The sequence below is a fragment of the Micromonospora sp. D93 genome (genome assembly GCF_018070365.1).
Taxonomy (GTDB): domain Bacteria; phylum Actinomycetota; class Actinomycetes; order Mycobacteriales; family Micromonosporaceae; genus Micromonospora; species Micromonospora ureilytica.
In genome coordinates, this window is record NZ_JAGPXW010000003.1 from 106,182 (window position 1) to 119,006 (window position 12,825).

9 protein-coding genes are annotated in these 12,825 nt (G+C 70.5%); 5 read left to right on the plus strand and 4 right to left on the minus strand.

All coding sequences use genetic code 11. The annotated features are described in order from the left end of the window. Window positions 1–35: 35 nt before the first annotated feature. Entirely contained in the window at window positions 36–1,991 is a 1,956-nt protein-coding gene (locus KBX71_RS04955) for a multicopper oxidase family protein (RefSeq protein ID WP_210816753.1), read from the minus strand. 118 nt (window positions 1,992–2,109) lie between these two features. Between KBX71_RS04955 and KBX71_RS04960 the strand changes: the two genes are divergently transcribed. After that, on the plus strand, window positions 2,110–2,469 hold the full coding sequence (locus KBX71_RS04960) for a YciI family protein (protein WP_210816754.1): 360 nt from the start codon (window positions 2,110–2,112) through the stop codon (window positions 2,467–2,469). A 12-nt stretch (window positions 2,470–2,481) separates the two neighbouring features. On the opposite strand, the gene KBX71_RS04965 is transcribed toward KBX71_RS04960, so the two are convergent. Continuing rightward, on the minus strand, window positions 2,482–2,874 hold the full coding sequence (locus tag KBX71_RS04965) for a cytidine deaminase (protein ID WP_210816755.1): 393 nt from the start codon (window positions 2,872–2,874) through the stop codon (window positions 2,482–2,484). Window positions 2,875–3,018: 144 nt separating this feature from the next. Between KBX71_RS04965 and hrpA the strand changes: the two genes are divergently transcribed. Further along, entirely contained in the window at window positions 3,019–7,083 is a 4,065-nt protein-coding gene (gene hrpA / locus KBX71_RS04970; RefSeq protein ID WP_210816756.1) for an ATP-dependent RNA helicase HrpA, read from the plus strand. Window positions 7,084–7,128: 45 nt separating this feature from the next. Here hrpA and rfbB read toward each other — a convergent pair whose 3' ends face one another. Both rfbB and KBX71_RS04980 read right to left on the minus strand, forming a co-directional pair. Beyond that, a complete protein-coding gene (gene rfbB / locus KBX71_RS04975) occupies window positions 7,129–8,169 on the minus strand; it encodes a dTDP-glucose 4,6-dehydratase (protein ID WP_210816757.1) in 1,041 nt (346 codons plus the stop codon). Between the two features lie 165 nt (window positions 8,170–8,334). Then, window positions 8,335–9,264 (minus strand): LysR family transcriptional regulator, encoded by a 930-nt coding sequence (locus KBX71_RS04980; protein WP_124818575.1) that lies wholly within the window; start codon window positions 9,262–9,264, stop codon window positions 8,335–8,337. A gap of 35 nt (window positions 9,265–9,299) precedes the next feature. Between KBX71_RS04980 and KBX71_RS04985 the strand changes: the two genes are divergently transcribed. Genes KBX71_RS04985 through KBX71_RS04995 form a run of 3 tightly spaced genes read left to right on the plus strand, consistent with a single transcriptional unit; the run spans window position 9,300 to window position 12,731 of the window. Beyond that, window positions 9,300–10,031 (plus strand): succinate dehydrogenase cytochrome b subunit, encoded by a 732-nt coding sequence (locus KBX71_RS04985; RefSeq protein ID WP_210816758.1) that lies wholly within the window; start codon window positions 9,300–9,302, stop codon window positions 10,029–10,031. Between the two features lies 1 nt (window position 10,032). After that, window positions 10,033–11,970, plus strand: a complete 1,938-nt coding sequence (locus KBX71_RS04990) for a fumarate reductase/succinate dehydrogenase flavoprotein subunit (RefSeq protein WP_210816759.1) — start codon at window positions 10,033–10,035, stop codon at window positions 11,968–11,970. Beyond that, window positions 11,967–12,731 (plus strand): succinate dehydrogenase/fumarate reductase iron-sulfur subunit, encoded by a 765-nt coding sequence (locus KBX71_RS04995; protein WP_124818571.1) that lies wholly within the window; start codon window positions 11,967–11,969, stop codon window positions 12,729–12,731. Before KBX71_RS04990 ends, KBX71_RS04995 begins: the two co-directional genes overlap by 4 nt. The last annotated feature ends 94 nt before the right edge of the window (window positions 12,732–12,825 follow it).

Below are 12,825 nucleotides of genomic sequence, written 5' to 3' on the forward strand. Positions count from 1 at the left end.
GTTCGCCTAACCTTAGCCGAGCTGCGGAAAGGGGCCTAACCGGCGTCTGTCGATGCCGTCCCGGGCCCCTTCGGCCCACCCACCGAGCCACCGTCCCCGGCCGCCGCGCCACCGCCTGGCAGCACGGTCAGCGGTCGCATCATCTCGTTGTCCTCGTGCTCCAACAGGTGGCAGTGCCAGGCGTAGCGACCCGGCAGGTCGAAGCGCGCCTTGATCCGGGTCGCCTCCCACGGGTACGCCAGCACCGTGTCCATCCGCCCCCGGTCCCCCGGGCCGGGCTGCGTCAGGCCCGAGTGCCCCCGGCCGAGCACCTCGAACTGGACCTGGTGCAGGTGGACCGGATGCACGTGTCGGGTGAAGTTGCGCACCTCCCAGATCTCGGTGTCGCCGAGGGTGGGCTGCTCGGTCACCGGGTCGCTCCAGCGCAACGGCAGGCCCCGACCACGCTCGTCGAGGACGCCCAGCAGCATGGTCATCGACCCGTCGGACATCCGCTCGTTGAGCGACAACCGGCGTACCCGCTGGGCCGGGCCGAGCCGCGGGTGCGACGGCAGCCGCAGCTGCTCCGGTGGCACGCTCGGGTCCGCGCCGGCCGCTTCGGTGACCACGAACCGCAGCACCTGCCCGGTGGTGTGCGGGTCGGCCGGCGGGAAATCCACCCCGGGGCGACCGCCGCCGTACATCCCGTCCGGCCCTTCGTTCACGAGGTACAGCTCGGTGCCGGCCGGAACGTCGGTGAAGTCGAGGATCGCGTCGACCCGCTGGGCGGGGCCGAGTGACACGCGTTGGTGCGGCACCGGCTCCGGCAGGTAGCCGCCGTCGCTGCCGATCTGCCAGACCGGCAGCACCGGGCGGGCCGGCCGCGCGGTGGCGTTGGCGACCACGCTGAGCAGCAGGAACCGGCTGTTGCAGCCGTTGAGCAACCGGAACCGGTAGCGCCGACGCTGGACCGTCAACGAGGGCCAGGTACGGCCGTTGACCACGATGGTGGAGCCGGAGAACCCGGGCACCGACACCGGCGGCCCGTCGCCGCTGGAGGAGTACCGCTTCGGGTAGCGCAACTCACCCTCAGCGGTGAAGCTGCGGTCCTGGATCATCAGCGGGATGTCGTGGTACGAGGCGTTCGGCGGATCGTCGCGGGCCGGCGCCGGGCCGGGCAGTGCGCCGTCGGGCAGGTCGTCCCCGCCGCCGAGCAGATAGAACCCGGCGGCCCCGGCGTAGACGTTCTCCCGGGTGAGCCCCAGCGTGTGGTCGTGGTACCAGAGGGTGCAGGAGCGCTGGTCGTTCGCGTATTCGAAGGTGGCCGAACCCGGTGCCCAGCGCAGGCCCGACCGCTCGGCGAAGCGGGACCGGAACTCGCGGTACGCGCTGCCGGTCACGGCGAAGTCGGACGGGATGTCGCGGGCCACCGGCAGGTACCACGCCTCGGAGTGTCCGTCGCTCTCCTGCGTGCTGTGCCCACCGTGCAGGTGCACCACCTGGGGCACCGGGCCGCGATAACCCTGCGGGCTGCCGTCCCACTGCCCATGGCGGTCCCGGTGCTCGATGCCACCGGCCGGGTTGGCCCAGTGCAGGGTGGGGTCCACCGGCAGCAGGTACGGCAGGTAGTCGCCCCGGTCGTCGACGAGCTGGTTGACCCAGGTCACCCGTACCGGTCGGCCCACCCGCGCCATGATGGTGGGCGCGGGGCAGCCGAAGCTGCCGGGGTGGGCGGTGGAGCCGTAACCCCACACGGTGGTGCGCGGCCAGGACGGCGGCAGGATCTGCTGGCGGAACTGTCGTACCCCGATGACGTACTCGTCCCGCTCCGGTCCGGTCGCCACGGCCGGCATGGCCGGTGGGATCCGCAGTGGCGTGACGTATTTCGGGATCTCGCCGGCGTCCAGCGGCGCCGCCGCGAGCGCCCGGCCCGACGCCGTCCCGCCCGCCGGGACCAGCACCGCGGCGCCGCCGACGGCACCGGCCGCGAGCAGCTGTCGTCTGGTGACCATGCCGCACCTCCCAATCACTCCGAACCTCGGTATGAGAATGAGATTCGCAGACGATGACAGGGCGGACAGATGGCAGATGACACCCAGAAGAGGAAGATTCGCGCCATAGGGTGTGGACATGCGATTCGACCAGCACACGGTCGTCCTGCTGACCCGGCCGTCGGATCCGCCGGAGCTGCCGCAGGACGCGATCGACCGGTTGCGGGACACGCACTTGGCCCACCAGGCGGGCCTCGTGCGGCAGGGGCTGGTGCTCGCGGCCGGGCCGTTCCTGCACCCCGACGACGATGAGCTGCGGGGCTTCGTGGTGCTGTCCATCGCCCCGGACGAGGCACGCGCGCTCTTCGCCAACGACCCGGCCGTGCGGGCCGGTCACCTGGTCGCGCGGGTCACGTCGTGGCTGCTTCCGGAGGGCACCCTGCGGTTCGAGAGCGTGCCGGTGCCGCAGTCGATGCTGGAGGCGGCCTCCGGGGACTGACGCCGGGCCCGGTCAGCCGGCCGAGCCGGGCCCGGTCTCCGCCGGAAACTCACCGAGCGGGACCACCCGCAGGGCGTCCATCGGGCCGACGATCACCCGCAGTTCCGGGAAGTGGTCCCGCAGCACCTGCCGACACCTGTCACAGGGCGCGACGACCTCGCGGCCACGGTCGGCGACAGTGACGATCGTCTCCAACGCGGTGACGCCCTGGGTGGCGGCCGTGCCGATCACGACCACCTCGGCGCAGGCCCCTCCGGTGGCGTGCTGGACGTTCACGCCGGTGAAGACCCGGCCGTCCGCGGTCCGGGCCGCCGACGCGACAGTGTGGTGCTGGCTGCGGCAGCGCAGCTTGGAGACCGCCGTGGCGGCCTGCACCAACGCGCGGTCGGTGTCGCGCATCTCCATCCCGGCTCCCCCAGCGCTCGACGTCGGCCGCCAACTCTAGGGCCCGCTCGTGGCCGTCAAGGGACGGAGGGTGGCCTTCGGAGAGCCGGCCGCTCGGTAACCCGGGGGCGGCGCGCCGCCGGGCTGCCTATCCTTGGGCACGACATGCAGAATCCAACCGCCTCCGTCGCGTCCGACCCCGTTCGCGAGCTGCACCGCCGCCTCACACCTCTGATGTTCCGCGACCAGCGCCGGCTCCAGCGGCGCCTCGACGGTGCCCGCAAGCTGCGCGACCCGCAGCGTCGGGAGGCGGCGCTGACCGAGATCACCGCCGACCTGGTCCGGGCCGAGCAGCGGCTCGCTGCCCGCCAGGCAGCGGTGCCCGTGATCACGTACCCGGTGGGTCTGCCGGTCAGTGAACGCAAGGACGACATCGCCGCCGCCATCCGCGACCACCAGGTGGTGATCGTGGCCGGCGAGACCGGCTCCGGCAAGACCACCCAGATTCCCAAGATCTGTCTGGAGTTGGGGCGCGGGGTGCACGGCCTGATCGGGCACACCCAGCCCCGACGGTTGGCCGCCCGCACGGTGGCCGACCGGATCGCCGACGAGCTGGGCACCGAGTTGGGCGACGTGGTCGGCTACAAGGTGCGCTTCACCGACCAGGTCAGCGAGCGCAGCCTGGTGAAGCTGATGACCGACGGCATCCTGCTGGCCGAGTTGCAGACCGACCGGATGCTGCGCCAGTACGACACGTTGATCATCGACGAGGCGCACGAGCGCAGCCTCAACATCGACTTCATCCTCGGGTACCTGCGGGAGCTGCTGCCCCGACGACCCGACCTCAAGGTGATCATCACCTCGGCGACCATCGAGACCGACAGGTTCGCCCGGCACTTCGCCGGCGCACCCACTGCCGACGAGCCGGAGGGCGCGCCCGCGCCGGTGGTCGAGGTGTCGGGACGCACCTACCCGGTGGAGGTGCGCTACCGGCCCCTCGTCGAGCTGGCCGACGGCGAGGAGGACGCCGACGAGGACAACGTCCGCGACCAGATCCAGGCGATCGGCGACGCCGTCGAGGAGTTGGCCGCCGAAGGGCCCGGCGACATCCTGGTCTTCCTCAGCGGTGAGCGGGAGATCCGGGACACCGCCGACGCGCTGGGCAAGCTGGTGCAGACGAAACGCTCGCTGCTCGGCACCGAGATCCTGCCGCTGTACGCGCGGCTGTCCAGCGCCGAGCAGCACCGGGTCTTCGCCGCGCACTCCTCGCGCCGGGTGGTGCTCGCCACCAACGTCGCGGAGACCTCGCTGACCGTGCCCGGCATCAAGTACGTGGTGGACCCGGGCACCGCGCGCATCTCCCGCTACTCCAGTCGACTCAAGGTGCAGCGGCTGCCGATCGAGCCGGTCTCCCAGGCGTCGGCCAACCAGCGCAAGGGCCGCTGCGGCCGTACCTCGGACGGCATCTGCATCCGCCTCTACGACGAGCAGGACTTTCTGTCCCGGCCGGAGTTCACCGACCCGGAGATCCTGCGGACCAACCTGGCGTCGGTCATCCTCCAGATGACCGCGATCGGGCTCGGCGACCTCGCCGCGTTCCCGTTCATCGACCCACCGGACAAGCGCAACATCACCGACGGCGTCAACCTGCTGCACGAGCTGGGCGCGTTGGACCCGACCGAGGCCGACCCGGCGAAGCGGCTCACCGCGCTCGGCCGGCGGCTGGCGCAGTTGCCTGTCGACCCGCGCCTGGCCCGGATGGTGGTCGAGGGCGAACGCAACGGGTGCGCCACCGAGGTGCTGGTGATCGCCGCCGCGCTGTCCATCCAGGACCCGCGGGAGCGGCCGGCGGAGAAGCAGGCCCAGGCCGACCAGGCGCACGCCCGGTTCGCCGACAAGGAATCGGACTTCGTCGCGTACCTCAGCCTGTGGCGCTACCTGCGCGAGCAGCAGCGGGAGCTGTCGTCCAGCGCGTTCCGCCGGATGTGCAAGGCGGAGTACCTGAACTACCTGCGGATCCGCGAGTGGCAGGACATCGTCAGCCAACTGCGGCAGGTGCTGCGTACCCCGGCCGACGGCGACCGGCGTGGTGGGCGGCCGGCGCGCGACACCTCGGACGACGCGGACGCCGGCCGGAGTGCGAGCCGGCGGGGTGGCGCGGACCTGCCGGAGGAGATCGACACCCCGAAGGTGCACCAGTCGCTGCTGCCCGGCCTGCTGTCGCACATCGGCCTCAAGGACGCCCAGAAACACGAGTACCTGGGGGCGCGGGGCGCGAAGTTCGGCCTCTTCCCCGGCTCGGCGTTGTTCAAGAAGCCGCCGCGCTGGGTGATGGCCGCCGAGTTGGTGGAGACCTCCCGGCTGTGGGGCCGCATCGCCGGCCGGGTCGAGCCGGAGTGGGTCGAGCCGCTCGCGCAGCACCTGGTCAAGCGCAGCTACAGCGAGCCGCACTGGGAGAAGAAGCAGGCCGCGGTGATGGCCTACGAGAAGGTCACCCTGTACGGCGTCCCGCTGGTCAGCTCCCGCAAGATCAACTTCGGGCGGATCGACCCGACGCTGAGCCGGGAGCTGTTCATCCGGCACGCCCTCGTCGAGGGCGACTGGCAGACCCACCACCAGTTCTGGACGGACAACAAGCGGCTGCTCGCCGAGATCGAGGAGTTGGAGAGTCGGGCCCGACGCCGGGACATCCTGGTCGACGACGAGACCATCTTCGGCTTCTACGACCAGCGGATTCCGGCCGACGTGTCCTCCGGCCGGCACTTCGACAGCTGGTGGAAGAAGACCCGCCGCGAGCAACCCGACCTGCTCACCTTCACCCGCGACCTGCTGGTCAACGACGGCCGGCCGGGGGTGGACGAGGACGACTACCCGGACGAGTGGCAGGCCCACGGAGTGAGCTTGCCGCTGACCTACCGGTTCGAGCCGGGCACGCCGGACGACGGCGTCACAGTGGACATCCCGCTGCCGCTGCTCAACCAGGTGCCGGCGGAGAACTTCGACTGGCAGGTGCCGGGGCTGCGCGAGGAGACGGTGATCGCGCTGATCCGCTCGCTGCCCAAGGCGATCCGCCGCAACTTCGTCCCGGTGCCTGACTACGCGCGGGCCGCCCTGGCGGCGATCGCTCCCGGCGAGGAGTCGCTGCTGGACGCGCTCACCCGGCAGCTGCGCCGGATGACCGGGGTGACAGTGCCCCGCGACGCCTGGGAGCCGGGCAAGCTCCCGGCGCACCTGCGGGTGACCTTCCGGGTCCTCGGCGACGACGAGAAGCCGGTCGCCGAGGGCAAGGACCTGCCGGCCCTGCAACGTCAGCTCCGCCAGGAGGTACGTCAGGTGGTGGCGGCCGCCGCTCCGGAGGTGGCCCGGACCGGGCTGCGGGAGTGGAGCATCGGCACGCTGCCACGGACCATCGAGCAGGTCCGCGCCGGGTACGCGGTCACCGCGTACCCGGCCCTGGTCGACGAGGGTTCGACGGTCGGGGTGAAGGTGTTCGACTCCCCCGCCGAGGCGGAGGCGGCGCACTGGGCCGGCACCCGCCGGCTGCTGCGGCTCACCGTGCCGTCCCCGGCGCGGTTCCTGCAGGGGCGCCTCGACAACGAGGCGAAGCTGGCGCTGAGCCGCAACCCGCACGGCGGCGTCCAGGAGTTGATCGAGGACGCGGCGGGCGCGGCCATCGACCGGCTGATCGGTGCGGCCGGCGGGCCGGCGTGGGACGCCGACGGTTTCGCGGCCCTACGCGAGAAGGTCCGCGCCGACCTGGTCGACACCGTGGTCGAGGTGATGGACCGGGTCCGCCGGGTCCTCGCCGCCGCGTACGCCGTCGAGCAGCGGCTCGGCGCGACCCGCAACCTCACAGTGGTGGCGGCGCTGGCCGACATCCGCGGCCAGCTCGCCGGGCTGGTGCACGCCGGGTTCATCACCGAGACCGGGTACGCGCGGCTGCCCGACGTGCTGCGCTACCTCACCGCCATCGAACGTCGACTGGAGCGGCTGGGCGGCAACCCGCAGCGGGACCGCCAGCAGCAGGACCGGATCGCTGTGGTGCAGAAGGAGTACGCCGACCTGCTCGCCAACCTGTCGCCGGCCCGCCGCCAGGAGTCGGCCGTGCGGCAGATCCGCTGGATGATCGAGGAGTTGCGGGTGAACGTCTTCGCCCAGGCGTTGGGTACCCCGTACCCCGTCTCCGAACAGCGGATCTACCGGGCGATGGACGACGCCGAGGGCCGCTGATCCGACCCGGCCCGGCCGTGCGGGCCGGGCCGGGTGGCGGACCGGTCAGTGTGCCCGGACGGACAGCGACCGGCTGGCCGGCACGCCGCGCACCGCGCTGGTCAGCGCCGCGCTGCGGGGTTCCGTGGCGGTGGGCGTCCACCAGGCTCGGTTCTCCCGGTACCAGTGGAAGACCTCGGTCAGCCCGTCCTCGAACCGGATCTGCGGCTCGAAGCCGAGTTCCTCGGAGATCTTGCGGTAGTCGAGCGAGTAGCGCTGGTCCTGGACCTTGCGGTCCGGCACGTGCCGGACCCGTTCCCAGCCGGCGCCGGCCAGCCGCAGGATCCGCTCGGTGAGCGCCCGGTTGGTCAGCTCGATGTCGCCGCCGATGTTGTAGACCTCGCCGGCGCGGCCCTTCGCCAGGACCAGCGCGATGGCCCGGCAGTGGTCGTCCACGTGCAGCCACTCACGCACCGCGCTGCCGTCGCCGTGCAGGGTGATGTCCTGGCCGGCGAGGAGGCTGGTGACGAACCGGGGGATGACCTTCTCCACGTTCTGGTACGGCCCGTAGTTGTTGGCGCAGCGAGTGATGGAGACGTCGACGTCGTACGTGCGCCAGTAGGAGCGGACCACGTGGTCGCTGGCCGCCTTCGAGGCCGCGTACGGGGAGTTGGGTTCCAGCACGCAGGTCTCGTTCCAGGAGCCCTCGCTGATCGAGCCGTACACCTCGTCGGTGGACACGTGCACGATCCGGCCGACGGCACTGCGCGCACAGGCGGCCAGCAGGTGGTACGAGCCCATCACGTTGGTCTCGAAGAACGGCGTCGGATCGTCGATGGACCGGTCGACGTGTGACTCGGCGGCGAAGTGCACGACCGCGTCGTGCCCGGGCACCACGTCGGCGAGCAGTTGCCGGTCGCAGATGTCCCCACGCACGAACGTCAGGCGGGGGTGCACGGCCGGCAGGTTGGCCCGATCACTGGCGTAGGTCAGCTTGTCGATCACCGTCACGTCGCAGTGCTCGAACCCGACGTAGCGCCCGGCGAGCAGACTGCGCGCGAAATGCGACCCGATGAAGCCAGCGCCGCCGGTAACCAGGATCCTCATGTTTGGCCTCCCTGCCGGCGAGAAACGCGCACCGGTGAGCTCTGCTGAGACGAATGGGGCTTTTGCCCCGTGCAAGAACCCACCTTAGGTGACCACAACTGACACTGAGAGTGATACTGCGTCCTTAAGGATGAATTAACCCAACGGGTCGACTACCAGACCGAATCAGAGCGGATCCACACCGGGCGGGAGCTCGTCCCGGTCGATCGCCGACTGGATGTAGTCGAGCAGGATGCGCCGAAGCTCCCGACCGGCGTGGGTGGGCACGACGTCGCGTCGACGGGCCACCGCGATGGTCCGCCGCACCCCGGGCGGCGCGAGCGGGGTGATCCGCACGCCCGGACGGCGGGCCAGCACGATGCCGGGCACGAGCGCGATGCCGAGCCCCGCCTCGACGAAGCTGAGCACGGCGTCCATCTCGCCGCCGTCCACCGCGAAGGTCGGCTCGAAGCCCGCCTCCCGACACGCCTGGATGGTCGCGTCGCGCAGGTCGTACCCCTCCCGGAACATCACCATCGGCTGGTCCCGCAGGTCGGTGATGCGCAGCTCCCCGGTCGTCGACGCGGTCGCCACCTCCCCCACCGACGCCACCACCAGGCTCTCCCGCAGGATCGGGTCGACGCGCAGCCCCGGGTCGGCCCCCTGCGCCGGCATGATGATCAGAGCCAGGTCGAGGTCGCCGCGCAGCAGGTCACGCACCAGGTCCTGGGAGCCGCCCTCCTCGACGCGCAGGTCGATGGTGGGGTGCGCGTCGCGGAACCGGCGCAGCACAGGTGGGGCGAGTGAGGTGGCCAGACTGGGGGTGGCCCCGAGCCGGACCCGGCCCCGCCGTAGCCCTACCAACTCCTGGACCTCCCGGGTCGCGGTCTCCACGTCGGCGAGGATGCGGGTGGCCAACGGCAGCAGCACCTCACCCGCCGCGGTGAGCGCGATGTTGCCCCTTAGCCGCTCGAACAGCGGGGCCCCGAGGTCGGCCTCCAGAGCGTGAATTTGCTTACTGAGCGAGGGCTGCGTGATGCCCACGATGTCGGCGGCTTGGGTGAAATGTCGTACTTCGGCCACCGCGACGAAGTACCGGAGCTGATGGAGCTGCATCTAAATAGCCTACGGCTATCAACACTGCGAGTTTGATGCATTGGACGACTGATCCAAGTGCTCCTAGCGTCGGTCGTGTGGTAATCACGAAAACTCGGTCGCCCATCCGCTCGAACGTCGGCCTCAAGGCCGTCATGGCGGTGACGGGCATCCTGCTGGCGCTGTTCCTCATCGCCCACATGCTCGGGAACCTGAAGGTGTTCACGGGGGAAACCTCGTTCGACCACTACGCGCACTGGCTGCGCGACATCGGCAAGCCCCTCCTGCCCGGCGTCTGGTTCCTGTGGATCCTGCGCACCGGGCTGGTGGTGGCGGTCGTCGCCCACATCGTCGCCGCCACCGTGCTCGCCAGGCGCGCCCGCGCCGCCCGCCCGGTCAAGTACGCCCACCGCAAGAAGGTCAACGGCAGCTACGCGGCCCGCACGATGCGCTGGGGTGGAGTGATCATCCTGCTCTTCGTGATCTACCACCTCCTGGACCTGACCACCGGCACGCTGAACCCGGTCGGCGACGCCAGCAAGCCGTACGGCAACGTCGTCGCCGACTTCGCCCCGGAACGCTGGTACGTCACGCTCTTCTACACGCTCGCCATCCTCGCGGTGGGCTTCCACCTGCGCCACGGCGCGTTCAGCGCGTTCCGCAGCCTCGGCCAGCAGACACCGCGCGGCGAGCGCAGGGCGCGTACCGCGGCTCTGATCTTCGCCGTGCTGCTCTGCGCCGGGTACCTGGTGGTCCCGTTCGCCGTACTCACCGGATTGGTGTCCTGACATGGAACTCTTCACCGAGGGCGACCCGATCGCCGACACCAGGGCTCCCGCCGGCCCGGTCGAGAAGCGTTGGGAGACCCGGCGCTTCGAGGCCAAGCTGGTCAACCCCGCCAACCGCCGCAAGATGACCGTGATCGTGGTCGGCACCGGCCTGGCCGGCGGCTCGGCCGCCGCGACCCTGGCCGAGCAGGGCTACCACGTCAAGTCCTACTGCTACCAGGACAGCCCGCGCCGGGCGCACTCCATCGCGGCACAGGGCGGCATCAACGCGGCGAAGAACTACCGCAACGACGGCGACTCCGTGCACCGGCTCTTCTACGACACCGTCAAGGGCGGCGACTTCCGCTCCCGCGAGTCGAACGTGCACCGGCTCGCCGAGGTGTCGGTCAACATCATCGACCAGTGCGTCGCCCAGGGAGTGCCCTTCGCCCGCGAGTACGGCGGCCTGCTGGACACCCGCTCCTTCGGTGGCGCCCAGGTGCAGCGCACCTTCTACGCCCGGGGCCAGACCGGCCAGCAGTTGCTGCTCGGCGCGTACCAGGCACTCGAACGGCAGATCGGCCTGGGCAACGTCGAGATGAACACCCGGCACGAGATGCTGGAGCTGGTCCTCGTCGACGACAAGGCCCGCGGCATCGTCGTCCGGGACATGGTGACCGGCGAGATCAGCACCGAGATGGCCGACGCCGTCGTGCTCGCCTCCGGCGGCTACGGCAACGTCTTCTACCTCTCCACGAACGCCAAGGGCTGCAACGTCACCGCCACCTGGCGCGCGCACCGCAAGGGCGCGTACTTCGCCAACCCCTGCTACACGCAGATCCACCCGACCTGCATCCCGGTCTCCGGCGACCACCAGTCGAAGCTGACCCTGATGAGCGAGTCGCTGCGCAACGACGGCCGGGTCTGGGTGCCGAAGACCAAGGGCGACGACCGCAGCCCGAAGGACATTCCCGAGGCCGAGCGGGACTACTACCTGGAACGGATCTACCCCTCCTTCGGCAACCTGGTCCCCCGCGACATCGCCTCCCGCGCCGCCAAGAACGTGTGCGACGAGGGGCGGGGCGTCGGGCCGACCAAGCTCGGCGTCTACCTCGACTTCGCCGACGCGATCGGCCGGCTGGGCCGCAAGGCCATCGAGGCCAAGTACGGCAACCTCTTCGAGATGTACGAGCGGATCACCGGCGAGGACCCGTACGAGGTGCCGATGCGCATCTACCCCGCCGTGCACTACACGATGGGCGGCCTGTGGGTCGACTACGACCTCCAGTCGAACATCCCCGGTCTGTTCGTGATCGGTGAGGCGAACTTCTCCGACCACGGAGCGAACCGACTCGGCGCCTCGGCGCTGATGCAGGGCCTCGCCGACGGCTACTTCGTGCTGCCCACCACCATCGCCAACTACCTGGCCTCCGGTCCACTGGAGAAGGTCGACGCCAGCCACCCGGCTGCCGTCGAGGCGCGCACCGACGTCGAGGACCGCGTCCAGCGGCTGCTCGCTGTCGACGGCGACCGGACCGTGGACTCGTTCCACCGGGAACTGGGCCAGGTCATGTGGGAACACTGCGGCATGGAACGCAGCGAGGCCGGGCTGCGCAAGGCGATCGACGAGATCCGCGCCCTGCGCGAGCAGTTCTGGCAGCGGGTCAAGGTGTCCGGCACCGGCGAGGAACTCAACCAGTCACTGGAGAAGGCCGGCCGGGTGGCCGACTTCTTCGAACTGGCCGAGCTGATGTGCATCGACGCCCTGCACCGCGAGGAGTCCTGCGGCGGCCACTTCCGGGCCGAGCACCAAACCCCCGACGGGGAGGCGCAGCGCGACGACGACCGGTTCGCGTACGTGGCGGCCTGGGAGTTCACCGCCGACGGCGAACCCTCGGTGCTGCACAAGGAAGACCTCAAGTTCGAATACGTCCACCCCACGCAGCGGAGCTACAAGTGAACCTGACCCTGCGCATCTGGCGCCAGAAGGGCCCCGAGGACAAGGGTCGGATGGTGACCTACCCGGTCAACGACGTGTCCCCGGACATGTCGTTCCTGGAGATGCTCGACGTGCTCAACGAACGGCTGATCCTGTCCGGCGAGGACCCGGTGGCATTCGACCACGACTGCCGCGAGGGCATCTGCGGCATGTGCGGCCTCATGATCAACGGCGACGCGCACGGGCCGCAGCGCGGCACCACAGCGTGCCAGCTGCACATGCGGCAGTTCTCCGATGGCGAGACCATCGACATCGAGCCGTGGCGGGCCAGCGCCTTTCCGGTCGTCAAGGACCTGGTCGTCAACCGGAGCGCCTTCGACAAGATCATCGCGGCCGGCGGTTACGTCACCGCGCCCACCGGCAGCGCGCCCGAAGCCCACTCCACCCCGGTCGCCAAGGCCAACGCCGACGCCGCCTTCGAATCAGCGGCCTGCATCGGCTGCGGCGCCTGCGTGGCAGCCTGCCCGAACGGCTCCGGCATGCTCTTCACCGCCGCCAAGCTCACCCAGCTCTCGCTCCTGCCGCAGGGCCAACCCGAGCGCTACACCCGGGTGATCGGCATGGTCGACGCGCACGACGAGGCCGGCTTCGGCGGCTGCACCAACGCCGGCGAATGCACCCCTGCCTGCCCGAAGGGCATCCCGCTCAACACCATCGGCCGCCTCAACCGCGACTACCTCACGGCCACCGCCAAGGGAGCCAACAACACCCCCGGTTCCTGAGGTTCGCCGCAAGACCGCCGTACCCCGCGCTTTCCTGGGGGTACGGCGGTCTTGGCGTTTGGGCTTGGTCTTTGGTCTGGGTCTTGGTCTTTGG

Coding starts and splice junctions, on each gene's coding strand:
- rfbB (WP_210816757.1), bottom strand. CDS start 8,169: ATGAGGATCCTGGTTACCGGCGGCGCTGGCTTCATCGGGTCGCATTTC.
- KBX71_RS04980 (WP_124818575.1), bottom strand. CDS start 9,264: ATGCAGCTCCATCAGCTCCGGTACTTCGTCGCGGTGGCCGAAGTACGA.
- KBX71_RS04955 (WP_210816753.1), bottom strand. CDS start 1,991: ATGGTCACCAGACGACAGCTGCTCGCGGCCGGTGCCGTCGGCGGCGCC.
- KBX71_RS04990 (WP_210816759.1), top strand. CDS start 10,033: ATGGAACTCTTCACCGAGGGCGACCCGATCGCCGACACCAGGGCTCCC.
- KBX71_RS04965 (WP_210816755.1), bottom strand. CDS start 2,874: ATGGAGATGCGCGACACCGACCGCGCGTTGGTGCAGGCCGCCACGGCG.
- KBX71_RS04960 (WP_210816754.1), top strand. CDS start 2,110: ATGCGATTCGACCAGCACACGGTCGTCCTGCTGACCCGGCCGTCGGAT.
- KBX71_RS04985 (WP_210816758.1), top strand. CDS start 9,300: ATGCATTGGACGACTGATCCAAGTGCTCCTAGCGTCGGTCGTGTGGTA.
- hrpA (WP_210816756.1), top strand. CDS start 3,019: ATGCAGAATCCAACCGCCTCCGTCGCGTCCGACCCCGTTCGCGAGCTG.